We start from the raw sequence: 25,126 nt of genomic DNA, 5'->3' as shown, positions 1-25,126 counted from the left end.
AAGCGTTTTTCTGTGCAAAGCCAAAGCCATCGTTTCAGCTTGAGTGATATGCGCCAAGCTATACAAAGAAAACGGCTGTCGAGTTTCTCGACAGCCGTTTGGGCTTATTTATAATCTTCTTTATTTAAACCAATGGCAGTTCCTTCACGACTTGAATCGGCTGCACCGTGCATGAGGCCAGTTTCAGGATCGATTTGGATTGCTTGAACATTCCCAATGGAGTGAGGTTTTTCATTAAAGGCAAAGCCCATTCCTTCAAGATGTCCTTTGCTGTCCATATCCATTCCTGCTTCCCATTCAATATGCGGGCCCATTGGTGTAAAGATCCGCGGTTCTTCTATTGCTGATTTTAAATCCATATTAAAATCAAGTACATTGAGGATCGTCTGTGAAACTGAACTAATGATGGTCGATCCGCCGGGTGAACCTAATGTAAGAACCGGTTTTTTATCCTTAAATATTATGGTAGGACTTTTTCCGCTTACCGGTCGTTTTCCTGGTTCTACCTGGTTCATTCCGCCGGGAACAGAATCAAAATCAGTCAGTTCATTATTGAGAATAAAGCCGTAATCAGAAACCATGATTCCGGAACCAAATGGATGTTCAACAGTGGAGGTACAAGCAACGATATTCCCCCAACGATCCATTACCGTAAAGTGAGTGGTTTCGCTTTGTTCCTTATCGTCAGGCTGAGGAACGACTTCTCGCTGAGTGACAGTGTCGTATTTCCAAGGGTTTCCAAAGTCAATTTTGTTATTTCGGTTTTTAAAGTTAATGAAGCTGCGGCGTTTTTCAATATACTCTTTGTTAAACAGACCTTGTAAGGGCAATTCTGCAAATTCAGGGTCAGCTAAAAATGCTTTTTTATCGGAGAATGCGAGTCGCATTGCTTCGGCAATTAGGTAGTAACGTTCCCATGATCTAGGTTCGTATTGTTCAATCTTGAACTCTTCAAGAATTTTCAAGATTTGCAGTACAGAAAAACCACCTGCACTTGGTGCATTTGTTGAGGCTATTTGGTAGCCCTTATAGTCAGCCCAAAGGGGATCGTCAATCGTAATTTGATAATTTTCTAAATCGGATAATTCCATAATTCCGCCATGCTTTTTAATGGTTGAAATAATGGCTTTTCCGATTTCCCCACTATAGAAGGCATCAATCCCATCACGTTGAAGTATGCGGTAGGTATCTGCTAGTTTTTCTTTTTTTAGCACGTCGCCTTCTTTCATTTTCCGTCCTTCTGGCATGAATAACTGTTTTGCATCGTCACCTAGCCGGTAGGTAAAGTTTTCAACAGCATCACAGAACACCCAATTAACGGGTACTCCTTCTTCAGCAACCTTTATCGATGGTTCAATTATATCTTTAAGTGACATCGTACCGTGATCTTTTAGTGCAGCGTCCATCGCTTTCAGAATACCTGGAATTCCGATTGCGTTTGCTTTGGTTGAACGCTCACGAAAGGGGATGACTTCACCCTGTTCATCTAAAAATAAATCTGGTGTAGCAGCCTGTGGAGCACGTACATGACCGTCATAGATCTTTACGGTATCTTTTTCTTGATGGTAAACCATCATAAATCCGCTGCCTCCAATACCAGTCATCATGGGTTCAACGATATTAAGGGCAAACTGAATAGCGACAGCAGCATCAACAGCATTCCCGCCTTGAAGGAGAATTTTTTCTCCGATTTTTGATGCGACAGGATGAGCGGAAACAACCATTCCAGCATTCCCGGTATCAGTCTCTCTTTCGTAAGAGCAATTAGTAGACCTGCCCATATACTTTTTTTCATTAGATTCCATTATATAAACCTCCTGGATGCGATTGGGTTAGTAAGTTGCGAGAAAGGATAGAATTAACTAACCCCTGTCGAGAGGACAGGGGTTTTTGTACGAATCACACATTGAAATTTAGTCTGTAATGGTTAAGTAAACAAAATACATTAACATAACAATACATAAAATTGCGATGATGATAGACCCGTCCATAGCTACCCCTCCTTGTTCGCCAGTAAAAACTGCAGAAGTTGTGCAGTATGTATTTCTGTTGTCCGAAGACAGCTGGAGCGCAAGCTGATTACAGTTTCTTTCTCTCTTATTTATATCCTTTTACAAGATATTTAAAACCTCTGTAAAAAATATTCGTTTTTTAACGAAAATCGAAGTATACTAGATTGTAAGAATTGTTAAAAAATTAGTAGATATGGTAATTCAATATTCCTCTACATAAGGAGTCTTGTTATGAAAAATACTAAATGGTTGAAAAAAAGCCTTGTAGTTCTCATTTCTGTTTTAACTTTCGGAATGGTTTCACCGGCCGATCTGACGTGGTTCGGTGAGGATGACAGTGCTAAAGCTCAAAAAAAGGATGCTATAGAGGAATCTCAAACATTTCAATATGAAGCTAGCATAGAGAATTATCAAACGGAGCTTCCATATGATCAATTTATTGAATCGATGATGATAAAAGCAGAAGAAAATGCATATATGAAATTTGGAGAAAAGATTAAACCGAAGATTGAACTGGAATTTAAGTCTGCTATTCTTCCGAAAATAGAGAATGCTATTCAAGAAATGGCTGAGCAATACCCTGAAGAAAAACTTACAGCCTTATCCATAACTGAAGAGCCGGCTTCCGGAAGAGGGGAAAAGATTTTCCACATTTATAACCAAACAAACGGTGAAGATACGATTCGTTTCCATGTACGGCAGGAGAATCCTCCGCAAGAGGGATATTGGTTTGATTTTCATTACCATACGTACCATGATAATTTTGTGGAGCACCATGAGCTTGGGAAAATATATTGGGATAAAAATACGCCTCCGAAATGGGAAAACAGAGAAAAAATCCTTTCTTAATAGATTAATAAAAAATCCGATTTGAATTTTTAACTAAGCAGGAGTATGATAATTGTGATTCCTTCTAGGTTAATTCGCACATTCGATAAAACCTGGACAATCTATTACAAGGGAGTAAGGCAGGCATGATATCAAGTATTATAGACACATACGCTCAATTTTTTGACTGGAGTATGTGGGTACAAGTATTAACTGACCCTGTAAGTTGGGGACTAATAGGAACACTGGTTGTGTTAGAAGGTCTGCTTTCAGCGGATAATGCACTTGTACTGGCCGTTATGGTAAAACATTTACCAGAAAAGCAGCGTAAAAAAGCGTTGTTTTACGGATTACTGGGCGCATATGTATTCAGATTTATTGCGATTGGAATTGGCGTTTATCTTATTAAGCTATGGTTTGTTAAAGTACTGGGAGCAGCGTATCTTGCATGGCTGGCCATTAAGTACTTTATCGATAAACGTAATGGCAGCGGTGAAGATGATGAAACCAAAGGTATGAGTAAGGAAGGGTTCTTAATCCGTACATTTGGCGCGCTTTGGGGTACCGTGATCATGGTTGAAATGATGGATATTGCTTTCTCTGTTGACAGTGTTTTAGCTGCTTTTGGAGTAAGTGAACAAGTCTGGGTACTCCTATTAGGCGGTATGATTGGTGTTCTAATGATGAGAGGAATTGCAGGTGTATTTCTTAAATTAATTGAGAAAATACCAGAACTTGAGACAGCTGCTTATGTATTAATTGCCATTATAGCTGCGAAAATGCTGCTTTCTGTCGTAGGAATTGATATTTCTCATGTCGCTTTCTTTATTCTCCTCATTATTACATTCGGGATTACTTTCTTCATTCACTTTAAAAATGAAAGAAAAAAGGCAATCTAACATGAAAGAGCTGATCCGAGTGGATCAGCTCTTTTTGTCGTCGGGCAGCTGTTTGCAAAAGTAAAAATATAATGCTGTAAATGATAAAAAAAAGGTAATAGGAATGATGTAAGAAATGCGAACAGAATCAACTAATGGATAAAGCAGTAATCCTAAAATAATAGAAAAAATAAACAAATCCAGAAACACGAAAATTTTTAATGAAAAGACATCCACTACTTCTTGAGCTAAATCAGGGTGGTCTTGAAGCATTTTTTGTTTGTTATATAGTCTCATAGTATCACCACATCCGTTGTTATACTCATTCATATGTCAACTAGGCGAGGAGTGTTACACGAAGATGAGAATTTCCAAAAATTCACGAATTAAGGACTTCCGCAGCCATGGTATACTTATAGAATTAAAGAATACTAAGGAGAGTCCGGTATGAAAAGGAGATTGATTGTTTTTTTGTTAACAGTTTTCATTATTTTATTTTCAATATTTTCAATCTATTCCTTTACCTCTGCGTCGGGAAATGGCGTCAGCTGGTCCGACCTTCCTGGTAAACATGCTTTGAAAACTTCTCCGATACTTCAGAGAAATACTGGACTTCAGAAGCTTTTTTTATTTCCAAAAGGAAATTTTAATACAGCGGGAGCGCTTTCCATCGTTGAGAGGGTCAGTTATCTTCCAGAAGATTTAATAAATAAATTAAATCAGGATCGAATTAAGATTCAGTTATTTACAGGTGATTTAACGGATAATTCGGGGGCTCGCTATTTAAAGGGAACGACTCCGCGCGGGTACCTTAATCAAGAAACAACTTGGGATGACGTACCTGGAATGGGCGGGTCTAGAATCGTTTATGTGAAAATTGGGGCAAGTGGGAAGGGTCAGGGGCATGGTTCTGTTAACCTAGAACTTCATGAACTTGCTCATACCATTGATAAAATGGTGTACGGAGAAATTCATGATAAGGAAGCCTTTTTAAGTGCTTGGAAAAAAGAGGTTACTAGCTTATTTCCCGGACAGTCCTATTTTCATAGCTACCCAGAGGAATATTTTGCAGAAACCTTTGCAATGTATTATCTGAATCCAGAAGAAAAAGAACTCCTTAAGCGTAAAGCCCCGCTCACTTACATCTTTATCGGGAAATTGTAGATTTATCTGCTAACTGGTAAAATAGAGACGAATGTTAGTGAAAAGGGTGGGATATTATGAAACAATATTTAGATTTATGCAATCATGTTCTACAAAATGGGATTGAAAAAGGTGATCGTACGGGGACAGGAACAATTAGTACCTTCGGATACCAAATGCGATTTAACCTTAAAGAGGGATTTCCGCTCCTAACAACAAAAAAATTAAGCTTAAAGGCAATTATTCATGAACTGCTATGGTTTTTACGGGGAGATACAAATGTATTGTACCTTCAAGAAAATAATGTACGAATTTGGAATGAATGGGCAGATGAATCTGGTGATTTAGGCCCTATCTATGGACATCAATGGCGTTCGTGGGGAACTGCAGATGGAAAACAAATAGATCAGATTTCAGAGGTCATTGATCAAATAAAGAACAATCCGGATTCTCGTCGGTTGATTGTGAATGCTTGGAATGTTGGTGAGTTACCAGAAATGGCGCTGCCGCCTTGTCATGCATTCTTTCAATTTTATGTTGCAGATGGAAAACTAAGCTGCCAGCTATACCAGCGGTCCGCTGATGTCTTTTTAGGTGTCCCGTTTAATATTGCCTCATACGCCTTATTAACCCTGATGGTTGCACAGGTATGTGATCTAGAACCTGGAGACTTTGTTCATTCATTTGGAGATGTACATATCTATAATAATCATTTAGATCAAGTTAACCTGCAGCTGACTCGCGATCCGCTGCCGCTGCCAGTCATGAAGCTGAATCCTGAAGTGAAAGATATCTTTGCATTTAAATATGAAGATTTTACACTCGAAAATTATGATGCACATCCACATATCAAGGGAGTGGTCAGTATATGATTTCCCTGATGCTTGCCATGGATGAAAATCGAGTAATCGGCAAGAATAATCAGCTGCCTTGGCATCTTCCAGCAGATTTGCAATATTTTAAAAAAGTAACGATGGGTCACCCTATTGTTATGGGACGGAAAACGTATGAATCCATTGGCCGTCTGCTCCCAGGAAGGGAAAATATCATTATTACCCGTAACACAAGCTATCAAGTTAAAGGGGCTGTAATGCTGCATAATGTCGCTGATATTAAAGAATACGCCGACAATTGTGAAAAAGAAGTATTTGTGATAGGCGGAGCCGAGATATTCAGGGAGATTCTTCCGGAAACGGACAAATTGTATATCACACAAATACATCAAACCTTTGAGGGAGATACGTATTTCCCGCAAATTGATACGAGTCAGTGGCGAGTTAGTTCCTCTGTTAAAGGGATAGTAGACGATCAGAATATCTATCAGCATGACTTTATCATACTAGAACGACTCTAGATTTTTTATATTTACATTTCGGCTGTTAGAGCGGGATCTGAATCCTTGTATCTAACGGCTTTTTTTACATACTGGGGGACAACTTGAATATGCGTACAATCTATTTTTATGTCTATTTTTTTGGCTTTTTAGTTTATAGTTTACTTCCATTACAGAAATTAAAGAGACTGGCACAAAAACAAGACAGGTCAGAAGAAGACAATGTCCTCATTCATCAAATTCCAAAACAATGGGCAGGGAAACTGAACGGAATTGCAGGAGCAGATGTATCAGTCAGTGGAGCGGATAAAATGCCCAAGGGAGCTGTATTACTGGTTGCGAATCATGAAGGCAACTTTGATATTCCGATTTTACTTGGGAGTTTATCGAAACCCTTTGGTTTTATTTCAAAAAAGGAAGTTAAAAAGATCCCAATCGTGGCTAAATGGATGAGGATAATGCCTTGTGTGTTTATGGATCGGTCTAACCGGCGATTGGCTATAGCAGCCATTCATGAAGGTACCGCGCTATTAAAAAACGGACACTCTATACTCGTATTCCCAGAAGGAACTAGAAGTAAGGGCGGTAAGCCGGGGGATTTTAAATCAGGCAGTCTTCGATTAGCAAAGAATTCAAATGTTCCGATTGTCCCGGTTTCCATTCGTGGAACATCAAAGCTCATGGAGGAAAACGGAGGATGGATAAAACCTGATCTCGTTCAGGTTCAGGTTTTGGATCCAATTATGCCGCATGAGTATGAGAAACAAGATTTAAAGGACCTCACAGCGGACCTACAGAATCGAATAAGACAAGTTTCTATCTAACTTAGAACCAGGAGTGCACATGAGTTGAACAGGGCTATGATGCACTCTTACTTATTTCTGAAAAATAAATAGAATTTTTAGAAAAATCTGTTGATAATCATAGATTAAATGATATAATTTATGAATTATCTATTAGGAAGAGGCGAGGAGATAGGATGAATCAAATAACATCTATCAGAAAATGGGTTCAGATTGAGGATATTTTGGTTGCTCATCACGAGTTAAAAGACATAGTTTCTCATACTCCACTCCAAAAAAATGAGCGCCTATCAGCAAGATATCAATGCAATGTTTTTTTAAAGAGAGAAGATTTACAGCATGTACGCTCCTTTAAACTAAGAGGGGCTTACTATAAAATGAAAACCTTAACGTCACTGGAAACAAAAAATGGCGTCGTATGTGCCAGTGCCGGAAACCATGCGCAGGGTGTGGCATTTGCCTGTCAACAAATGGGGGTTTCGGGTAAGGTATACATGCCTGCAACCACCCCTCGTCAAAAGGTCGGGCAAGTGAAGATGTTTGGTAAAGGCTTTGTTGAAATCATCTTAGCAGGAGATACGTTTGATGATGCCTTTGCAGAAGCTGAACGTTGTGCGGAAGAAGAAAAGCGGACATTTATCCACCCATTTGATGATGAGATGGTGATTGCTGGACAAGGAACAATTGCTGTTGAAATCTTAAATGATTGCGAAGAACCGATTGATTTTGTTTTAGGCGGAATTGGCGGCGGTGGTTTAATGTCTGGTGTGTCTTCCTATTTTAATGCAAAATCGCCAAGTACGAAATGTATAGGCGTAGAGCCTGAAGGGGCAGCCTCAATGAGTTATTCGTTTGAGCAAGGGAAGCCGACAGGTCTTGAACACATTGATACGTTCGTTGATGGTGCAGCCGTGAAATATGTGGGTGCAAAGACATTTGATATATGTAAAGAACTTCTTTCAGGAATCATTTCAGTACCGGAAGGAAAAGTGTGTACAACTATTTTGGAACTATATAATGAACATGCTATTGTTGCTGAACCTGCGGGAGCTCTTTCAGTGGCAGCCCTGGATTTTTATAAGGAACAAATAAAAGGAAAAAATATCGTTTGTATTATCAGCGGCGGCAATAACGATATTGAAAGAATGCAAGAAATTAAAGAAAAATCGATGTTATATGAAGGGTTACTCCATTATTTTATCGTGAACTTTCCACAACGGGCTGGAGCATTGCGAGAATTTCTTGATGAAGTACTGGGTCCAGAAGATGATATTGCTCGATTTGAATATACTAAGAAGAATAATAAAGAAGATGGACCTGCATTGGTTGGTATTGAATTGAAGCATAAAGAGGACCATGATCAGTTAATCAATCGTATGACAAAGAAGGGTTTTCCTTTTGTGGATGTGAATAATGATACTCGTTTATTTAACTTGCTCATTTAATTAAAGGTGGAATTCATCTTGGAGTTAGAGTATTATAGATACGAAGCAGGAGCATCAGGCTTTTGCTTCTTTTTTTGGATGAATATGCTAAAAAGAAACAAAGGGGATGTATGAATGTTTTCAAATATTGGTATACCAGGATTGATTCTTCTATTAGTTTTGGTACTTATTATTTTTGGACCAAAAAAACTTCCTGAAATCGGACGAGCCTTCGGTCAAACCTTACAGGAATTCAAAAAGTCTACCCGTGAACTAACTAAAGATGATGATGATGTGAAGGATGAAAAGAAAGACGTAGTAAAATAATTATAGATAATGTGGTGTGAGATGACTAATCTTACACCCTTTTTACTGGATGGTATGAAATGTAGATTAATTAAAGGCGTGATTAATGTGGCAGAAAAAGATCTAAACCTCATTGAACATCTTGAGGAGCTCAGAAAGAGATTAATTATTACAGTTTCCATTTTTCTTCTATCTTTTATTATCGGTTTTATTTATGTAGAAGATATATACAAATGGCTGGTCAAAGACCTAGACGTTAAATTACTAGTGCTTGGACCTAGTGAAATTATCTGGATTTATTTTATGCTGGCGACCGTTATAGCTATTGCAATCACAATACCCTTTCTGGCCATGCAGGTTTGGCTTTTTGTGAAACCAGCACTTTTGGAGAATGAAGTGAAAGCAACCCTAGCTTATATACCTGCTTTGTTCCTTCTGTTTCTTGGCGGACTTGCATTTGGCTATTTTGCTATCTTGCCGATGATTCTTGATTTTCTTCTCGAATTAGGTGAGGGAATGTTCGAGACTACCTTCACTGCAGAAAAGTATTTCGGGTTTGTCTTAAATATGACGATGCCATTTGCCATTCTATTTGAATTGCCGGTTGTAACCATGTTCTTGACATCTATAGGGATTATTAATCCCTTCGTTCTGCAAAAACTGCGTAAATACGCTTACTTTGTGTTGGTCCTTATAGCAATCACGATTACTCCACCGGACTTTATGTCTGATTTTATTGTTACAGTGCCGTTGCTATTACTATATGAAATCAGTATATCGCTGTCTAAAGTTGTTTTCAGACGAAAACAAAGGCGAGAAGCTAAGGCAGAACAAGAGGTTATTGGGGAATAGTAAGCGATAAATTTTGAATTTTATTACGGATTTCATGTAATGGTCCTCCTTGATTGTGTATAATAATGAGTAATCGGGAGAAAATGAGGATTGATACTGTGCTGTTCAAAAGCCTAGAGTTCAGAAATTGTCTTGGACATAAGGTGACTATTACAGAAATACCAGTTTTACTATCCGAGAATTGCGCTTGCTTTATGGTGAATGCTCGTCTTGAAATGTTTGTGAATGAGATTTATAAGAAGAAAGAATATAAAGTCTGTTATTCCTTTAAGGAGTACTTGTTATCTGTATTGAGATGGCCTGAGTACAAAGAGCTCTTTGCAGATGAGCTGCAGCATAATGCTTAAGGTGAAACGTCATGGTTTTTTCCTTCATAATGGAAAAAAGGTATCAATCTTGATTCCTTTTTTCCGTTATGTTGGACGGAACGATGGCCTTTTTTTTAAGATGGACACGAAATACATACAATTGTCTAACATTTTGTTTGAATGGACCTACTGAACAGGTATAATACATAGTGTATTGTTATCATAAGGATGTGAAATTGTGGGCAAGGTAAAAATAGTCACGGACTCGACGGTTGATATGACTCCTCAAGAACTAGAAAAATATGACGTTGAAATGGTACCCTTATCAATTTCTATTAATGACGAGGTATTTTTAGACAAAATAGAAATAGAACAAGATGAATTTTTACAAAAAATGAGAAAATCAAAAGAGCTCCCGAAAAGCTCGCAGCCCCCTGCTGGGGTCTTCATGGAAGTCTACGATCGATTAGGTCAGGATGGAAGTGAAATCATTTCTATTCACATGACAGGTGGTATGAGCGGTACTGTTCAATCTGCAGAGAGCGCTGCCAGCATGTCAGACGCAACTGTTCATGTTGTGGATTCTAAATTCATTTCAAAAGCATTATCCTTCCAGGTTATAGAAGCTGCTAAAATGGCAGAGGCAGGAAAAAGCGTTGCTGAAATTTTGGAACGTTTAGAGATGATCCGAAATCAGACAGGCCTAATTATTGTCATTGATACGTTGGAAAACTTAGTTAAGGGCGGCCGAATTGGAAAAGCATCAGCTTTTATTGGTTCGCTTCTTAATATTAAGCCAATTGCTATCCTTGATGAAGGTGTCTTGAATCCCGTATCAAAAGCAAGAAGTCAGGCTCAAGTTGTGAAATACATTGCGAAAAAGATCACGGCAGATACAAGCGGCAAGGTAGTTAAAGGAATCGGAATCGTCCATGTAAATGGATTTGAAATAGCCGATAAAGTCAGGAAAGCAGTTGCTGAATTATCTGGATTCGGTGAGATTTTGCTAGAAGATACCACTCCTGTAATCAGTACACATACAGGTGAGGGCGCCTTTGCTATTATGTATTATTGGGATTGATTCAAAAAGAACGTCCGGTTTCTTAACCGGACGTTCTTTTTGATCGTTATTTTGGCATCGGAGTGGGAGTCGGATCTGCATACCCGTCAGCATATTTTTTATCGATAGCTTGTCGAATCTCTTTAACGGTTATACCTTCGTTTTCCATGGCTATGGAATCAGCAGCAATTTGCAGACAAACACCGCATCGGGTGCCATGATCATCCCAGACTACCTGGCCATTTTTCTTGTTTTCAAAGACGAAGCAGTCATAATTATTCAGATGACCTGCTGACTCTCCACAGCCGCAATAACAAGGCATGTTTTCTAATAGACGTTTGTGCTGTCCGGCTTCTGCATAGATGGTTTTAATTGCTTTATCTTTTTTTTCAAGAAAAGCAGGTAGTATAGTAGTGGATGCAGTCTCTTCTTGCAGGTCTCCATTTTCAGCGTGGTGAGAGTGACTGTCAGTATCTGTAGAATCAGAGCTTGATTGTGTTCCACAGCCGCTTAATAGAATGGAGATTGTGAATAAACTGGTAATGATCGTTGATTGAATGTTCATGCTTTTTCTCCTTTTTACTTGTTGAAAATATATCGTATCATAGTTACTGCCATGTTTGTTTATTATTAGCAAGATGTGCAGCGTAATTGTATTGTTCTTTCCTGTGGTGCAGCACTCTGATAGAATGAGAAAGTATAGTAGAATATAGACTATTAAAGGCGGGGAAAATATGAAAAAGCTCCCAATGCTCATGATACTTGCGATGACATTGCTGGTGTCGGCATGCGGTTCAAAAGAAGTTCCTAATGCGAATAACTGGGAAACGGAAGATTTTAGCTTCGTTGATCAGAATGGGGAGGAATTCTCTAAATCGGATTTAAAAGGAAAAGTATGGGTTGCAGATTTTATTTTTACAAACTGTACTACGATTTGTCTGCCGATGACGGCAAATTTAATTAAACTTCAGCAGCAATTAAAGGATGAAGGGATTAAGGATGTTGAATTCGTTTCTTTTTCCGTTGATCCTGAAACGGATAAGCCTGAGGTATTAAAAAACTATGGAACAAAGATGAATGCGGATCTTTCGAATTGGCATTTTCTCACAGGATACAGCCAAGCTGAAATAGAAAAATTTGCTTTGGATAATTTTAAAACATTGGTGAAAAAACCAGAAAATGAAGATCAAGTTATCCATGGTACTACGTTCTATTTGGTGGATCAAGAGGGGACCATCATTCAGGATTATTCAGGGGCGAAGGATGTGCCATACGAAGAGATCATTAAACACATTAAGATCTTACAGAATTATTAGGACAGGCCCTTGGGTCTGTTTTTTTGTTTGCCTTGTTGGGAAAAGTCAGTGTTAATGGGCGGTTCGTATTGTTTTTTCGTGATATAATAATAGGAGTATAAGGGGTGGTGGAAGAGGATGAAGAGTAAATACATCAGTCTGTTAGTTAGTTTAGTTCTGATTTCAGCTTGTTCACACAATCGGCTTGCATTAGATTCAGAGAAGAATGTTCCAAAGAGTCAGCTTGAATTAAGTGAAAAGAAAAACATTCCGGTTACATTCTTTCCTGATCCAGTTGAAATCGTTTCAGTGGGAGATTCGTTAACAGCAGGAGTTGGAGATAGTAAAGATGCAGGCGGGTATCTTCCTTATTTGAAAGAAAGTCTTGAAAGCGAACCGACAATCACCTCAGTAAAGATGGATAACTTCGGTGTAAAAGGAAATCGATCTGATCAGCTTTTGGAACGGTTGGATTCAACCGCTATTAAAGGGAGTATTGAAAAAGCGGATGCCGTTGTGATTACCATAGGCGGCAATGATATTATGAAGGTTGTCCGTAACCATTTTTCTGAGTTGAAGATGGCTCAGTTTAACGATGCCAGAAAAGGGTATGAATTAAGATTAAAACAAATCATTGAAAAAGTTCGTTTATATAATCAGGATACACATATATATCTAGTAGGCGTCTATAATCCATTTTCACAATGGTTCACAGGTTTTGGTGAATTTGATACGATTATGGAGGATTGGAATAAAAGCAGCGAACGGATCGTCAACGAATATGACGAGGCGTATTATGTGAATATCGGTGATATTTTTAAGGGTACAACAGCCGAAGTATTATATACAGGAGATTACTTTCACCCGAATGACCTGGGGTATCAATTGATTGCTGATCGTATTTACAGAAATTTAGATATCATGTCTTTAGGGTATGATGCGCTGGCTGCAGGCGCTAAAGGGGATGAGAACGATGACAACTAGAAAATGGAAAACATTATTTATCACGTTAGCTGCCTTGAATATTATCGGAATCATAACCGTATTCTTGCTAATTAGTTTACCTGTAAAAGATGAACCTATTTCAGAGAAACTTGTAGAGAACGAAGATATCGAATTTCAGGTCCATGCTAATCGAGAAGATCTTAATTTGCTGATTGCTCAGTATCTGGAAAAGGAAGGCTTCACAGGTATTATAAATTATGAAGTGTTATTAACAGATGAAGTAGAGTTATTCGGAACGGTAAAGATGTTTGGGCGAGATGTTGAGCTGAAACTGACCTTTGAACCGATTGCTCAAAAAAATGGCGATCTTGTACTGGTTCAAAAAACAATTAGTCTCGGACAGATGGGACTGCCAGTTTCATATGTCATGAACTTTATTAACAAACAGTTTAAAACACCTGACTGGGTTACCATTCAACCGAATCAAAAGCAAATCTATGTGTCCTTGCAAAATATGAAACTCAAAAGTGATATCAAAGTAAAAGCCAAAAAATTTGATCTTGAAAATGATGATATCTCCTTTATTCTTTCTGTCCCATCTCTCTAAGAGAATAAAGGGACGATAGTTTAATAAACAAAAAAAGAATGCTGTCCTAGAGGATGGCATTCTTTTTTTTGTTTTAGCCGGGTAAAGGGAACAAAACTGGTGTTAATTAGGTATAGGATTAAGGACTTGTAATAACAGCTTCGAGATTCGGAGTCCCTCCGCTTGCAAGACCAATAATGTAGATTGTATACGGTGTACCAGGTTTGAATGCTATATTTTTAAGCGGTAGAACGACTTGTTTTGTTCCAGCAGCTCTTACTTCTAAATCTGCTGTCGTTGGGGTGATGGCAAGATAGTTTGTGTTTTTTCGATAAGCTAATTCTTTAAAAATAGCTGCACCATCTTTTATGCCTATATCGATCTCAGGAGCATCTGGTGAAAGGTGAACAATTCGCAGTGCGGCTTCTCCCATAGGTACTTGAATGGTATCTGGTATGGATACTAGTTTGAATTTGTTGTCTTTCACTGTAACCGCAAGCGTAACAGATTGACGGGGCTCTACCATGATTCGTTGGCTTAGAACCGTACTTGTTTGATTACCGGCAGGATAGACGTCCACTTGATATTTGCCTGCGGGAAGTGACAAGTATTCGCTTAGTCTTTGGTAAGGGTAATTACTGAAGATCTTTGTTTCATTAACATAAATATCAACATTGCCTGCGTTTGGAGCCGCATGTAAAATCCGAAGATTCCCTGGTTGGTTTGGGTTATGCATTATGTGGTCTCGGTCTTGTTCAAGAGCCTTAGCGATGTTTTCTAAATGTTTGTAATAATATTGAATATGCAGATTGGGATTACTGTATTTATAATAGTTTGAAAGCGTATCGTATTTGGCAGCTTTATGAAGGTACTCATCCATATTTCTATTCGGCATTACTCTCGCTCCTATCTTTCCATCTTTTCGTACCCAGCATATGCCCAACTTTCCAAAGTTGTGAACAAAGAGAAGCCTTTCTCAGAAGCGGAACGGCAGATTATTTTACACGCAGGTAAAAAAGCGTTAAAATGCTTTAAAAGCCAGAATTGGCTGGGAATAGGAATGGAGGATGAAGATTCTTGCCAAATTTAGAAAAAGCAACCTTTGCGGGCGGCTGTTTTTGGTGTATGGTGAAGCCTTTTCATGAACAGCCAGGAATAGAAGCTGTTTACTCAGGATATACAGGCGGTTCCACTGAAAACCCAACTTATGAAGAAGTTTGCAGTGATCGAACTGGCCATTATGAGGCCGTACAAATTACGTATAATCCAGAGGTATTTCCCTATGAAAAGCTAGTGGACTTATTTTGGCAGCAGATTGATCCAACTGACGAGGGGGGACAATTTGGGGATCGAGGAAGTTCGTATCAAACAGCCATCTTTTATCACTCTGAACAACAAAAACAAACGGCTGAGGCTTCTAAGGAAAAATTGAGTCAAAGCGGACGTTTCTCAAAATCGATTGTTACACCTATTTTGCCGGCTTCAGTCTTTTATCCAGCAGAAACCTATCATCAGGATTATTATAAAAAACAACCAGCTCATTATAATGCGTATCGAATCGGTTCAGGCAGAGCGGGCTATATTGAAAGACATTGGGGGAAATGAAATGACTGATAAAGATAATTTAAAGCAGAAGTTAACACCTATCCAATACGAAGTAACTCAGAATAATGGAACAGAGCCGGCCTTCAGAAATGAATACTGGAATCATAAGGGTGAAGGAATCTATGTAGATATTGTTTCCGGCAATCCACTGTTTACCTCTAAGGATAAATTTGATTCGTCCTGCGGATGGCCGAGTTTTACGAAGCCAATTGAAGACGAAGAGGTTATCGAAAAAAGCGATACAAGCTATGGAATGCGCCGGATAGAGGTACGCAGCAAAACGGCTGATTCACATTTAGGTCACGTGTTCAATGATGGGCCGGGTCCGAGCGGCTTGCGATATTGCATTAATTCAGCAGCCATTCGTTTTGTACCAGTTGCTGACCTTGAAAAAGAAGGCTACAGTGCGTATAAAAAGTACTTTATGTAAATAGATGTACAAAGAAAATCCCTGACAAGTATATGTCAGGGATTTTTATTTGTAATTATGGCAGCAATACGTACCACGGATTGATTACTTTCATTAAACCCTGACCGTGTTCCTGAGACCTCAAAACGTACGGTATGCGGACCTTCAGAAAGGGAGCTGGCCACATATATAAATCGTTCTCGGGCAAACGGCCACCACGTACTAAGCTCTGCGGTCTTTTTACCATCGATAAATACAGTGATTTCACCCCCATCAGGGCTGCGCAGCACCTGTAGACCAAGCATTGTCCCTGTAAAGTGATAGGTCACGGAAGTGGCTTTTTTTTCACCTTGTAAATAGCTCCCATGCTTGAAAAAGCCGTCAATGACGTCAGGATTTTCCACTGTTTTGAATGAGAAATCAACATCCTGGCCTAACGGACTTGGCAGTTTGGAAATCTGTTTATTAACAGATGCATTTTTTTCTAACGCTTTAAAAATGGAATCTGTATAGAGCTGATACCCAGCGCTATTTGGATGAATCCCGTCTTTAGTTAACTGTTTTTCCGTTTGGCCTGAATTAGCGAAAATAGGTCTCATATCGATATGGGTTGTGTGATAATGAGCGGAAAGTACGTTTATTACTTGTGCAAACTGGTCGTTTTTCAAAGAGCTTTCCGTTATGGTAACGATATCAGCTCGTGGAAAGGTTTTTTTAACGTGTCGGATTAACCCTTCATATTGCTGCTTAAACTGATCAGCTGACATATATTTTCGATCATTTTCACCAAAAACAATGAAAACGAAGTCTTGATTAGGAGAGGTATCACTTATTGAGAATTTATAAAAACCTTCAAAAGCAGTTGAACCACTTTGGACGATTTTATCACGTTTACTAGAAGAACCATATGTCGATTTGATTTTCTTTTCAAGCATGGTAAACCATGTTTGTTGAGGAGTTTCTGCCCCTGAACTACGTCCAATACTGTCTCCAATAATTAAATAGCGTATAGGCTTACCGTTAAGCAGTTTCTCGTATCCAGTCTTATTTCCATTGGAACCATATGTTTCAACCATATCTTGAAACAGAAATAAGCTAAATAAAAATACGAGCATGACAAAAGAGACGAGCGGCAGTAATCTTTTTCTTTTAGGCAACATTTTTCCCCCAACATATTATTCCATCTATTATAACCTTAAAAAGGAAAATAGGTATATGTAAACATGTACTTTTATCATTAAGTTCTTTGGTAATATCTACCTAGCTAAAGAGGTGCATATTTTTCTTATTACAAAAATGGGCGAATGCACAGTCCGATGCAGGCGTGTTTACATATGGTAAGGATGTAGTGAGATATTAACAAAGGAGTGGAAGTATATGTACGGAGGATATGGCGGCGGATACGGCGGAGGTTACGGCGGAGGATACGGCGGCGGCTGTGGCGGTGGCTACGGATACGGCGGCGGCGGCTTCGGCGGCGGCTTTGCTTTAATCGTTGTATTGTTCATTCTTTTAATCATCATTGGTGCTTCATTCTGTAACTAATAGTAGGTTTAAGGCCAGCCATTTACTATGTGCTGGCTTTATTTCTTTTAAAAAATCACATCTGTGTGTCTTTTTTGACTGCTTGATTTCTGCTATAATAACCTAAACTTGGAAATAGTGGAATGGTAAAAATACATATAGAAATTGGAGCTGGAGAGACATGCTGCCTGAAAGATTGAAAGCTGGAGATGAGATTCGTGTACTTGCACCATCACGAAGTTTAGCCATTGTTAAGGGGGAGCAAAGGCGGATTGCAGAAGAACGTTTAACAGAGCTAGGCTTTGTCGTTACGTATGGAAGAACAGCAATGGAGCATGATGATTTTTTCTCCAATTCAGTGGAAGATCGGATTGCTGACATTCATGAAGCATTCGCTGATCAAAATGTCAAAGCGATATTTACCGCAATTGGAGGGTACAATGCCAATCAATTATTGGGTTATCTTGATTATGAATTAATTAAAAATAATCCCAAGCTCCTAATCGGTTACAGTGATATTACGGCAATCACACTCGCGATTTATCAAAAAACGGGATTAATAACCTATTCTGGACCGCATTTTTCTTCATTCGGAATGAAATCAGGTTTTGAATATACGTTAAATTCTTTTAAACAAGCAGCGATGACAGAAAATGAGTATCTCATTGAACCTAGTGAAACATGGAGTGACGATTCCTGGTACCTGGATCAAGAAAACCGTACATTTCATGTTAATAATGGCTATGGTGTTCTACAGGAAGGACGTGCTGAGGGGACAATCATTGGCGGTAATCTATGTACAATGAATCTATTACAAGGTACTGAATTCATGCCTTCGCTTGATAATAGTATTCTATTTATTGAGGATGATAATGAAATTCATCCATTTACCTTTGACCGCGATTTACAATCTCTTCTGCATCAACCCGGTGCACGTGGTATAAAAGCGGTCGTCATTGGACGCTTTCAAAAGGAATCTGGGATGACTGAATATGCATTACAACAAATTATTTCCACAAAACGAGAATTACAGGGGATTCCCGTGATTACCAATGCTAATTTTGGACATGTATCACCATTTGCGACGATCCCAATTGGCGGAAGGGCAATTATTGAAGCTTTTCATGGCAAGGCAACTATAAACGTGCTGTAATACACAAACCATCTTCTGCATCAGGAAGATGGTTTTGTTTTGTTCTGAGTGGTTTTCAGGAATTTACGAAGGACCATATAATACCCTTTCAAAACTGATAGGGTATTTTTTTATTTTGTTTGTTTCTATAAATGAAAGAATAACGACGTTATGAATACAGTAGAAGTATTTTATTCGTATATTAAGTGTTTTAGATGAAAGATTCTTCTATAAGGCACATACACTTTACTAGAATGGATGTTTTGAAGGGAGCTGGAGCGTAACGTGAATTCCACATCATTAATTAAACCGGTTCTGAGTGCGGTGTATCCTGTCATCAGTCATGGGAAAGGCGTTTTTTTATATGACAAAGACGGTAAGGACTATCTAGATGCATCTTCTGGGGCTGTCACAGCAAACATCGGCCATGGTGTGGAAGAAATTAATCAAGCAATGCTTGAACAGGCAGAGAAGGTCTCTTTTGTATATCGATCACAATTCACAAGTGATGCGGCAGAAAAGCTTGCAGATAAACTAGCTCAGCTAATTAAGGGCAATCTGCAATGGAGCTTCTTTGTCAATAGTGGATCGGAAGCGACTGAGACAGCATTGAAAATTGCGATTCAGTATTGGCAGGAAAAAGGGCAGCCAAGAAAAAATCGAATCATCTCGAGATGGATGAGCTATCATGGCATCACACTAGGTGCGTTATCAATGTCTGGTCATCCACTCCGCCGAGAGCGATTTACCTCTCTTCTTGAATCGTATCCTTCGATACCAGCTCCCTATTGTTATCGGTGTCCGCTGCGGTTAGAACCTGGTACTTGCGGGCTTGCTTGTGCGAATGAATTAGAGGTGTCTATTCTCCGAATTGGTGCTGACAACATTGCTGCGTTTATAGCCGAGCCTGTCATTGGTGCAGCTGGTGCAGCTATTGTTCCACCGGATGGGTACTTTCAAAAGTTAAAACAGATATGTGAAAAATATGACATTCTTTTCATTGCTGATGAGGTGATGACGGGAATGGGGAGGACTGGAAAAGTACTTGCTTCAGAACATTGGGGTGTAGAGCCTGACATTGTTACGCTTGGTAAAGGGATGAGCGGCGGGTATTCTCCTATCGCAGCAGCAATTGTGACAGAAAAAGTCCTTGAGCCGATTATGAATGGATCGAAATCCATTATGGGGGGTCATACCTTTAGTGCAAATCCGTTATCCTGTGCCGTGTCACTAGCGGTGCTCGACTATCTCGATACAAATGACCTGGTTGAAAAAGCGGAGAAAACAGGGAAAGTTCTCGGGAATGTATTGAGTAAGATTGGAGAGGAATTTTCATTTATTGGCGATGTTCGCGGAAAAGGAATGCTTTATGGAATAGAATTTGTCATGGATAAAAAAACGAAGAGGCCGTTTCCCATTCAAATGGATGTAACCAATAAGATCATTAAACAAGGGATGGAACATGGGTTAATCGTTTATCCCGCTGCGGCTGGGGAAGAAGGCATTACAGGAGCAGCCGTTATCATCGCTCCCCCGCTTACAATACGCCCAGCTGAACTCATAGAATTGGGACATAGGTGGAGAAAGACGTTACAGGCCTTTAAAGATACTGCCGGGTTAGGATAGAGGAGGTAATAATTTGGCTGTATTAAGTAAAGTGTGCAGTTTTGATGATATTTTGCCATTGTTTCAGGATGAACAAAGTATTATGTTTGGTGGATTCGGCGGTATTGGAACACCGAGCGGACTGGTAGATGTACTCATGAAAGCGGGTAGTCGTGACTTACTTTTGATAGGAAATGACACGGGGTTTCCCGATATCGGCATTGGGAAACTTGTCTCCAATAGACGAGCCAAAAAACTAATTGTCTCTCATATTGGGTCTAATCCGAACGCCGGAACGTTCATGTCTAACGGAGAATTAGAAATCGAATTCTCCCCTCAAGGTACGTTGATTGAACGCATTCGGGCAGGGGGAATGGGACTCGGCGGAGTTCTATGTGATATCGGACTAGATGAGGACATTGTCAAACGGAATAAACAGCGGGTTACTGTTAGTGGCAGCGAATACTTAATAGAACCGGCATTGACGGCAGATATTGCAATCGTTTATGCCGAAAAAGCGGATGAGTTTGGTAATTTAATTTATGACAAAAGTGCTCGAAATACGAATCCATTAGTTGCGATGGCAGGTAAAATTACTGTCGTTGAAGCAAAAGAAATTGTTCCAGTTGGGGAACTGGATCCTGAAGCCATCATTACGAGCGGTGTATTTGTGGATTATGTAGTTCAGTCGGAGGGGGTGAACTGGAAATGGGTTTGGGAACCGAGATAAGGGATAAAATGGCGAAGCGTGCAGCTGAGGAAATTAAAGATGGCATGCTGGTGAACCTTGGAATAGGGATACCCTCGCTTGTTCCCAATCATCTGCCTGACCATCATCAAGTGATGTTTCATTCAGAAAACGGCATTATTGGGATTGGCTCTACACCTGAAGCCGGCGAGGAAGATGCTCATTTATGCAATGCAGGAGGTTATCCGGTCACTATTAGAGGCGGTGCTTCGTATTGTGACAGTGCTGCGGCATTTGGAATTATTCGCTCCGGTTTAATTGATGTAACCATTTTAGGTGCTTTGCAGGTCAGCGGGGAAGGAGATTTGGCTAATTGGATTGTCCCAGGCAAAAGAGTGCCTGGAATGGGCGGGGCCATGGAGCTTGCGGCTAGAGCTAAAAAAGTAATTGTTTTAATGAATCATTTGGAAAAGTCAGGTGCGCCTAAGCTTGTAAAAGAATGCTCACTTCCGCTGACAGCGAGAAAATGCGTACATACGGTCATTACGGAACAAGCTGTCTTTACAGTCACTGCAGAGGGGTTACTTTTGACGGATTTGTTTGCACCCTACACATTAATCGATATCCGAGAAAATACAGATGCATCATTTTCCATTAGTGAAAATCTGCGCTATATAAAGAAGCAGGGGGAGGGATAAGATTGAACGTTGAAGCGAGTATTAAGCAATGGCTGTATAACCACGAACAAGAAGGAATAGATTTACTTCAGAAACTGGTTCAGGCGCCTAGTAAACGCGGCCGCGAAGCGAAGGCACAGGCTATTATTGAGGAGAAATGCAAACAACTTAATCTGGAAATTGATTGCTGGGAATTGGAGGGCGATACGTTGCGTCAGCATCCCCAGTTTCATTGTGACCGGAGTGATTTTAGCGGGAATCCTAACTTAGCCGCGGTTTTAAAAGGGAGTGGAGGGGGGAAATCGATTCTACTTAATGGACATATTGATGTGGTTCCAGAGGGGAATCTTCACGATTGGGTAGAACATCCTTTCAGCGGTATCATAAAGGACGGCAAAATGTATGGCCGAGGAACCACAGATATGAAAGGCGGTACGGTCTCCTTACTTATGGCCATGGATGCTATTATATCGCTAGGCATTCGGTTAAAAGGGGATGTAATTTTTGAAAGTGTTATCGAAGAAGAAAGCGGGGGCGCCGGCACACTTGCTGCTGTATTGCGGGGATATCGGGCAGATGGGGCCATTATTCCTGAACCGACGAATCTGAAATTTTTTCCGCTTCAGCAAGGTTCGATGTGGTTTCGTATAACCGTAAAAGGGAAATCAGCTCATGGCGGTACTCGATATGCAGGGGTGAATGCCATTGAACAGGCCATGGTTGTCATGGATGCCATTCGAAAGCTAGAGACCAAACGGAATGATGCGCTGGATCACCCGCTTTATGAGACCATTCCTATCCCAATACCGATTAATTTGGGCAAAATTTCAGGTGGAGATTGGCCATCTTCTGTACCGGATACAGTTATTCTTGAAGGACGTTTTGGGGTAGCACCTAATGAGAGTATTGAAGCGGCACAATTGTCACTAACTGAATGTTTGAGTGAATTAAATAGTGAACATGAATGGTTTCAGATCAAACCAGTTGAATGGGAATGGTTTGGCGCTAGATGGCTGCCAGGACAACTTGAAGAAAACCATCCGCTCACGCAGGTTCTAACAGATAAATTTATAACTGTGTTTAATAAAGAACCAGTGATTGAGGCCTCACCATGGGGGACGGACGGCGGCTATTTATCAGTTGTAGGCAAAATTCCAGTCATGGTCTTTGGACCAGGTATAACGGAAATGGCCCATGACGCGAATGAACATATTGAGCTCAGAAAAATAACCGAAGCTGCACATGTCATTGCGCTGACTATTCTGGAATGGTGTGGAATGGATGATGCCTAACAATTTTCAGGATATGGGTCTGATTCAAATGATTCAGCCCTTTTGGTACAATAAAGGAGGAGATACTTAAAAAAAGGGGGATATCAAATTGGAAGAGATCGCACACGTTAAAGAGATAACAACAGATCGCTATACAATGAAGCTAACAATTGATCCATTTAATAAACGAGTCAGAGTGGAAGATTATCGCGGCCATACCGAGAGCTGTCTACAAATCGCGGTAGATGCAGCCCAAGAGATCCAAGCAGAAAAACTAATTGTTAAGGCAAGAGCAGGTGATGTTCAAAAGCTGATAGCTGAAGGGTTTATATATGAAGCTTCCATTGATCGGTTCTACCGAGGAAGCGACTGTTTCTTTATGGCAAAATTTTATCAAAACGAACGCCGCAACAGTGTAAATTGGGAGGAAGGCGATCGAATTCTTGATAGCGTAACGACGCTCAAGAAAAAAGGTTCCCCAGCTGTTCCACCTCATGACTATGAAATCCGTAAAGCGACTATAGATGATGCCAAAAAGCTCGCGGCCTTATATGAGACGGTCTTTGAAATTTACCCGACACCGATGAATAATCCCGACTATATTACCGAATGCATGAAGAAAGGTACGGTCTTCTATGTATATACATATGAAAAAGAAATTGTCAGTGCAGCGTCCGCTGAAATCGATATGAATGAGTTTAATGCAGAAATCACGGATTGTGCTACCTTGGCTGCTCATCGACAGTTCGGCTTAATGAGACGTTTAATTGAGGCGCTTGAAGACGATTTACGGAAAGAACAGATTTTTTGTTTATACTCAATCGCCCGAAGCCTTTCTTATGGAATGAATGCGGCATTTTATGGACTTGGCTACACATATAAAGGGAGGCTGGCCAATAACTGTTATATTTTTGATAAGCTTGAGGACATGAATATGTGGGTCAAAACCTGCTGAGGTGCCTGAAAATGGGCACTAATGGTGCGGATTTTCGGCACTTTGGTTTTGTTGATTATTGGCAGAAGGGAGTGGGTGAAGACGGAAGATTTTTTTAATACTCGTGAAGTGCTGGAAGCAATCTTAAAAAGTATTGATGAAGGAATTCATGTCATCGATAATGGCGGCAGGACGATTTTTTATAATGAAGTAGCGGGTGGACATGATGGCATGAAAGTCGAAGAGGTACTCGGTAAACCACTTCTGAAGGCATTTCCTTCTTTAAATCAGAAGTCTTCTACCCTGCTTCAAGTGATTGAAACGGAACAGCCCATCTTTGATAAACGGCAGTCTTATCTCAATCTTCATGGCAAGATGATTGAAACCCTAAATACGACTCTGCCGATTCATGTGGAGAACCAGATGATTGGCGCAATAGAAATTGCCAAGGATTATTCGCGTTTGAAGAACCTGTCAGAGCGGTTACTCGATTTAGAAACGACGGTAAAAAAGCCGAAGATCTCTAAAAAAAATGTGAACAATGGAGCGGTCTACACCTTTAATGACATTCTGACTAAGAATCCTGATTTTCAACAAATCATTCGTCAGGGAAAACGAGCGGCAGAATCGGAATCAGCCGTCCTGGTTTTTGGCGAAAGCGGAGTCGGTAAGGAGTTGTTCGTTCAAGGGATCCACAATGCTTCACCACGCCGGAAGGCACCGTTTATTGCCCAAAATTGTGCAGCTCTTCCTGAATCTCTTCTCGAAAGTTTACTCTTCGGAACAGCTAAGGGCAGCTACACGGGTGCAGTTGAACGGCAAGGGTTATTTGAACTTGCAAACGGGGGAACCTTGTTTCTGGATGAATTGCAATCAATGCCTATCGAGCTTCAGGCAAAATTGCTGAGAGTGCTTGAAGATGGGTTAGTCAGACGAATAGGCGGGTCGAAAAGTACGTTTGTCGATGCCCGAATTATCACGGCGATGAATACTCATCCTGAAAAAGCGATTCAGGAAAAGACCCTGCGGCCCGATTTATTTTATCGGCTGAATGTATTGAGCTATGAACTGCCGCCCCTTCATAAACGTCCAGAAGATGTCGTCTTTTTAGTTACTCATTTCATTCGTCACTTCAACATACAACTAGGGAGAGTCGTGGAAGGGATTAGTGAAGAAGTCCAAGCCATTTTTTTAACCCATCACTGGCCAGGGAACGTTAGAGAACTAAAACATACGATTGAGTTTATGATGAATCATACCGAGGGTACTGTGCTTCAGGCTACAGACTTACCGGTATTTCTAAAGAAAAATAGCGAGCGCAACCAGGGCATTCAACCACTTCGGGATGCATTAAATCAGATGGAGGAAACGTATATACAAAGAGCGCTTCTCCAAGCTAATGGGAACGTCCTTCAGGCATCTAAGCTGCTGGATATCCCCAGACAGACTCTGCAATATAAAATCCAAAAAAGACAAAAATGACTATTTTCGGGAAATACGATTTTGGG

Annotated in this window: 28 protein-coding genes and 1 pseudogene; 24 read left to right on the top strand and 5 right to left on the bottom strand. The window is 40.1% G+C overall.

Going from position 1 to position 25,126, the window contains the following annotated elements; translation table 11 throughout:
* Window positions 1-104: 104 nt before the first annotated feature.
* Window positions 105-1,805: a gamma-glutamyltransferase gene (ggt, locus tag MHI18_RS04210; protein ID WP_340846161.1), complete on the bottom strand. Its 1,701-nt coding sequence runs from the start codon at window positions 1,803-1,805 to the stop codon at window positions 105-107.
* A gap of 438 nt (window positions 1,806-2,243) precedes the next feature.
* Here ggt and MHI18_RS04205 point away from each other — a divergent pair, with 438 nt between their 5' ends.
* On the top strand, window positions 2,244-2,861 hold the full coding sequence (locus MHI18_RS04205) for a YpjP family protein (RefSeq protein ID WP_340846160.1): 618 nt from the start codon (window positions 2,244-2,246) through the stop codon (window positions 2,859-2,861).
* A gap of 125 nt (window positions 2,862-2,986) precedes the next feature.
* Window positions 2,987-3,739, top strand: coding sequence for a TerC family protein (locus tag MHI18_RS04200; protein ID WP_340846159.1), 753 nt, complete (start codon window positions 2,987-2,989; stop codon window positions 3,737-3,739).
* 24 nt (window positions 3,740-3,763) lie between these two features.
* On the opposite strand, the gene MHI18_RS04195 is transcribed toward MHI18_RS04200, so the two are convergent.
* On the bottom strand, window positions 3,764-4,015 hold the full coding sequence (locus MHI18_RS04195) for a hypothetical protein (protein WP_340846158.1): 252 nt from the start codon (window positions 4,013-4,015) through the stop codon (window positions 3,764-3,766).
* Window positions 4,016-4,165: 150 nt separating this feature from the next.
* Between MHI18_RS04195 and MHI18_RS04190 the strand changes: the two genes are divergently transcribed.
* The 9 genes from MHI18_RS04190 (at window position 4,166) to MHI18_RS04150 (ending at window position 10,968) form a co-directional block, all read left to right on the top strand.
* The gene (locus MHI18_RS04190) at window positions 4,166-4,882 is read left to right on the top strand and encodes an anthrax toxin lethal factor-related metalloendopeptidase (RefSeq protein ID WP_340846157.1); all 717 of its coding nucleotides are present in this window, start codon (window positions 4,166-4,168) and stop codon (window positions 4,880-4,882) included.
* Window positions 4,883-4,938: 56 nt separating this feature from the next.
* On the top strand, window positions 4,939-5,733 hold the full coding sequence (locus MHI18_RS04185) for a thymidylate synthase (RefSeq protein WP_340846156.1): 795 nt from the start codon (window positions 4,939-4,941) through the stop codon (window positions 5,731-5,733).
* Window positions 5,730-6,215, top strand: coding sequence for a dihydrofolate reductase (locus MHI18_RS04180; RefSeq protein ID WP_340846155.1), 486 nt, complete (start codon window positions 5,730-5,732; stop codon window positions 6,213-6,215). The genes MHI18_RS04185 and MHI18_RS04180 overlap by 4 nt, the downstream gene beginning before the upstream one ends.
* Before the next feature lie 89 nt (window positions 6,216-6,304).
* Window positions 6,305-7,018, top strand: coding sequence for a lysophospholipid acyltransferase family protein (locus MHI18_RS04175; protein WP_340846154.1), 714 nt, complete (start codon window positions 6,305-6,307; stop codon window positions 7,016-7,018).
* Between the two features lie 155 nt (window positions 7,019-7,173).
* Complete coding sequence (gene ilvA, locus MHI18_RS04170) at window positions 7,174-8,442, top strand: threonine ammonia-lyase IlvA (RefSeq protein WP_340846153.1); 1,269 nt, start codon at window positions 7,174-7,176, stop codon at window positions 8,440-8,442.
* 114 nt (window positions 8,443-8,556) lie between these two features.
* Complete coding sequence (gene tatA / locus MHI18_RS04165) at window positions 8,557-8,748, top strand: twin-arginine translocase TatA/TatE family subunit (protein ID WP_340846152.1); 192 nt, start codon at window positions 8,557-8,559, stop codon at window positions 8,746-8,748.
* A gap of 87 nt (window positions 8,749-8,835) precedes the next feature.
* Window positions 8,836-9,579: a twin-arginine translocase subunit TatC gene (tatC, locus tag MHI18_RS04160; RefSeq protein WP_340847565.1), complete on the top strand. Its 744-nt coding sequence runs from the start codon at window positions 8,836-8,838 to the stop codon at window positions 9,577-9,579.
* A gap of 98 nt (window positions 9,580-9,677) precedes the next feature.
* On the top strand, window positions 9,678-9,926 hold the full coding sequence (locus tag MHI18_RS04155) for a DUF2535 family protein (RefSeq protein ID WP_340846151.1): 249 nt from the start codon (window positions 9,678-9,680) through the stop codon (window positions 9,924-9,926).
* A 199-nt stretch (window positions 9,927-10,125) separates the two neighbouring features.
* A complete protein-coding gene (locus MHI18_RS04150) occupies window positions 10,126-10,968 on the top strand; it encodes a DegV family protein (RefSeq protein ID WP_340846150.1) in 843 nt (280 codons plus the stop codon).
* 46 nt (window positions 10,969-11,014) lie between these two features.
* Here MHI18_RS04150 and MHI18_RS04145 read toward each other — a convergent pair whose 3' ends face one another.
* A complete protein-coding gene (locus MHI18_RS04145) occupies window positions 11,015-11,512 on the bottom strand; it encodes a PCYCGC motif-containing (lipo)protein (RefSeq protein WP_340846149.1) in 498 nt (165 codons plus the stop codon).
* Between the two features lie 169 nt (window positions 11,513-11,681).
* On the opposite strand from MHI18_RS04145, the gene MHI18_RS04140 reads away from it, so the two are divergent.
* The 3 genes from MHI18_RS04140 (at window position 11,682) to MHI18_RS04130 (ending at window position 13,794) form a co-directional block, all read left to right on the top strand.
* The gene (locus tag MHI18_RS04140; RefSeq protein ID WP_340846148.1) at window positions 11,682-12,263 is read left to right on the top strand and encodes an SCO family protein; all 582 of its coding nucleotides are present in this window, start codon (window positions 11,682-11,684) and stop codon (window positions 12,261-12,263) included.
* A 117-nt stretch (window positions 12,264-12,380) separates the two neighbouring features.
* The gene (locus tag MHI18_RS04135; protein WP_340846147.1) at window positions 12,381-13,226 is read left to right on the top strand and encodes an SGNH/GDSL hydrolase family protein; all 846 of its coding nucleotides are present in this window, start codon (window positions 12,381-12,383) and stop codon (window positions 13,224-13,226) included.
* Window positions 13,216-13,794: a YpmS family protein gene (locus tag MHI18_RS04130; RefSeq protein ID WP_340846146.1), complete on the top strand. Its 579-nt coding sequence runs from the start codon at window positions 13,216-13,218 to the stop codon at window positions 13,792-13,794. The genes MHI18_RS04135 and MHI18_RS04130 overlap by 11 nt, the downstream gene beginning before the upstream one ends.
* Before the next feature lie 118 nt (window positions 13,795-13,912).
* Here the strand turns inward: MHI18_RS04130 and MHI18_RS04125 are convergent, their stop codons facing one another.
* Window positions 13,913-14,668: a DUF4397 domain-containing protein gene (locus MHI18_RS04125; RefSeq protein ID WP_340846145.1), complete on the bottom strand. Its 756-nt coding sequence runs from the start codon at window positions 14,666-14,668 to the stop codon at window positions 13,913-13,915.
* Between the two features lie 182 nt (window positions 14,669-14,850).
* Between MHI18_RS04125 and msrA the strand changes: the two genes are divergently transcribed.
* Window positions 14,851-15,378 (top strand): peptide-methionine (S)-S-oxide reductase MsrA, encoded by a 528-nt coding sequence (msrA, locus tag MHI18_RS04120; RefSeq protein WP_340846144.1) that lies wholly within the window; start codon window positions 14,851-14,853, stop codon window positions 15,376-15,378.
* 1 nt (window position 15,379) lies between these two features.
* Entirely contained in the window at window positions 15,380-15,808 is a 429-nt protein-coding gene (gene msrB / locus MHI18_RS04115) for a peptide-methionine (R)-S-oxide reductase MsrB (RefSeq protein ID WP_340846143.1), read from the top strand.
* A 35-nt stretch (window positions 15,809-15,843) separates the two neighbouring features.
* On the opposite strand, the gene MHI18_RS04110 is transcribed toward msrB, so the two are convergent.
* Entirely contained in the window at window positions 15,844-16,944 is a 1,101-nt protein-coding gene (locus tag MHI18_RS04110; RefSeq protein ID WP_340846142.1) for a GDSL-type esterase/lipase family protein, read from the bottom strand.
* Between the two features lie 304 nt (window positions 16,945-17,248).
* On the opposite strand from MHI18_RS04110, the pseudogene MHI18_RS22120 reads away from it, so the two are divergent.
* From MHI18_RS22120 to MHI18_RS04070, 8 genes and pseudogenes are all read left to right on the top strand, one after another.
* A pseudogene (locus MHI18_RS22120) lies at window positions 17,249-17,332 on the top strand (YjcZ family sporulation protein); the annotation flags it as partial.
* Between the two features lie 160 nt (window positions 17,333-17,492).
* Window positions 17,493-18,464, top strand: coding sequence for a S66 family peptidase (locus MHI18_RS04100; RefSeq protein WP_340846140.1), 972 nt, complete (start codon window positions 17,493-17,495; stop codon window positions 18,462-18,464).
* A gap of 264 nt (window positions 18,465-18,728) precedes the next feature.
* Window positions 18,729-20,069 carry an aspartate aminotransferase family protein gene (locus MHI18_RS04095; RefSeq protein WP_340846139.1) on the top strand — a complete coding sequence of 447 codons (1,341 nt, stop codon included), beginning with the start codon at window positions 18,729-18,731 and terminating at the stop codon, window positions 20,067-20,069.
* 13 nt (window positions 20,070-20,082) lie between these two features.
* The gene (locus MHI18_RS04090) at window positions 20,083-20,778 is read left to right on the top strand and encodes a CoA transferase subunit A (RefSeq protein ID WP_340846138.1); all 696 of its coding nucleotides are present in this window, start codon (window positions 20,083-20,085) and stop codon (window positions 20,776-20,778) included.
* Complete coding sequence (locus tag MHI18_RS04085) at window positions 20,757-21,434, top strand: 3-oxoacid CoA-transferase subunit B (protein ID WP_340846137.1); 678 nt, start codon at window positions 20,757-20,759, stop codon at window positions 21,432-21,434. Before MHI18_RS04090 ends, MHI18_RS04085 begins: the two co-directional genes overlap by 22 nt.
* Window positions 21,435-21,436: 2 nt before the next feature.
* Window positions 21,437-22,705, top strand: a complete 1,269-nt coding sequence (locus MHI18_RS04080) for a peptidase (RefSeq protein WP_340846136.1) — start codon at window positions 21,437-21,439, stop codon at window positions 22,703-22,705.
* An 88-nt stretch (window positions 22,706-22,793) separates the two neighbouring features.
* Window positions 22,794-23,639, top strand: coding sequence for a putative beta-lysine N-acetyltransferase (ablB, locus tag MHI18_RS04075; protein WP_340846135.1), 846 nt, complete (start codon window positions 22,794-22,796; stop codon window positions 23,637-23,639).
* Window positions 23,640-23,660: 21 nt separating this feature from the next.
* Entirely contained in the window at window positions 23,661-25,100 is a 1,440-nt protein-coding gene (locus tag MHI18_RS04070; RefSeq protein ID WP_445669949.1) for a sigma-54 interaction domain-containing protein, read from the top strand.
* Window positions 25,101-25,126 lie beyond the last annotated feature (26 nt).

The organism is Peribacillus sp. FSL H8-0477 (assembly GCF_038002765.1).
Lineage (GTDB): Bacteria > Bacillota > Bacilli > Bacillales > DSM-1321 > Peribacillus.
The sequence above is the reverse complement of the archived record's forward strand: the minus strand, read 5'-3'. Positions and strand labels throughout refer to the sequence as shown.

Bases quoted from the DNA above. Each gene is read 5' to 3' on its own strand.
- MHI18_RS04195 (WP_340846158.1), bottom strand. From the start codon at position 4,015: ATGAGACTATATAACAAACAAAAAATGCTTCAAGACCACCCTGATTTA.
- MHI18_RS04130 (WP_340846146.1), top strand. From the start codon at position 13,216: ATGACAACTAGAAAATGGAAAACATTATTTATCACGTTAGCTGCCTTG.
- MHI18_RS04145 (WP_340846149.1), bottom strand. From the start codon at position 11,512: ATGAACATTCAATCAACGATCATTACCAGTTTATTCACAATCTCCATT.
- MHI18_RS04100 (WP_340846140.1), top strand. From the start codon at position 17,493: ATGCTGCCTGAAAGATTGAAAGCTGGAGATGAGATTCGTGTACTTGCA.
- tatA (WP_340846152.1), top strand. From the start codon at position 8,557: ATGTTTTCAAATATTGGTATACCAGGATTGATTCTTCTATTAGTTTTG.
- MHI18_RS04135 (WP_340846147.1), top strand. From the start codon at position 12,381: ATGAAGAGTAAATACATCAGTCTGTTAGTTAGTTTAGTTCTGATTTCA.
- MHI18_RS04175 (WP_340846154.1), top strand. From the start codon at position 6,305: ATGCGTACAATCTATTTTTATGTCTATTTTTTTGGCTTTTTAGTTTAT.
- MHI18_RS04180 (WP_340846155.1), top strand. From the start codon at position 5,730: ATGATTTCCCTGATGCTTGCCATGGATGAAAATCGAGTAATCGGCAAG.
- msrB (WP_340846143.1), top strand. From the start codon at position 15,380: ATGACTGATAAAGATAATTTAAAGCAGAAGTTAACACCTATCCAATAC.
- MHI18_RS04125 (WP_340846145.1), bottom strand. From the start codon at position 14,668: ATGCCGAATAGAAATATGGATGAGTACCTTCATAAAGCTGCCAAATAC.
- MHI18_RS04185 (WP_340846156.1), top strand. From the start codon at position 4,939: ATGAAACAATATTTAGATTTATGCAATCATGTTCTACAAAATGGGATT.
- MHI18_RS04140 (WP_340846148.1), top strand. From the start codon at position 11,682: ATGAAAAAGCTCCCAATGCTCATGATACTTGCGATGACATTGCTGGTG.
- MHI18_RS04200 (WP_340846159.1), top strand. From the start codon at position 2,987: ATGATATCAAGTATTATAGACACATACGCTCAATTTTTTGACTGGAGT.
- MHI18_RS04205 (WP_340846160.1), top strand. From the start codon at position 2,244: ATGAAAAATACTAAATGGTTGAAAAAAAGCCTTGTAGTTCTCATTTCT.
- MHI18_RS04070 (WP_445669949.1), top strand. From the start codon at position 23,661: ATGGTGCGGATTTTCGGCACTTTGGTTTTGTTGATTATTGGCAGAAGG.
- ilvA (WP_340846153.1), top strand. From the start codon at position 7,174: ATGAATCAAATAACATCTATCAGAAAATGGGTTCAGATTGAGGATATT.
- ggt (WP_340846161.1), bottom strand. From the start codon at position 1,805: ATGGAATCTAATGAAAAAAAGTATATGGGCAGGTCTACTAATTGCTCT.
- MHI18_RS04085 (WP_340846137.1), top strand. From the start codon at position 20,757: ATGGGTTTGGGAACCGAGATAAGGGATAAAATGGCGAAGCGTGCAGCT.
- MHI18_RS04190 (WP_340846157.1), top strand. From the start codon at position 4,166: ATGAAAAGGAGATTGATTGTTTTTTTGTTAACAGTTTTCATTATTTTA.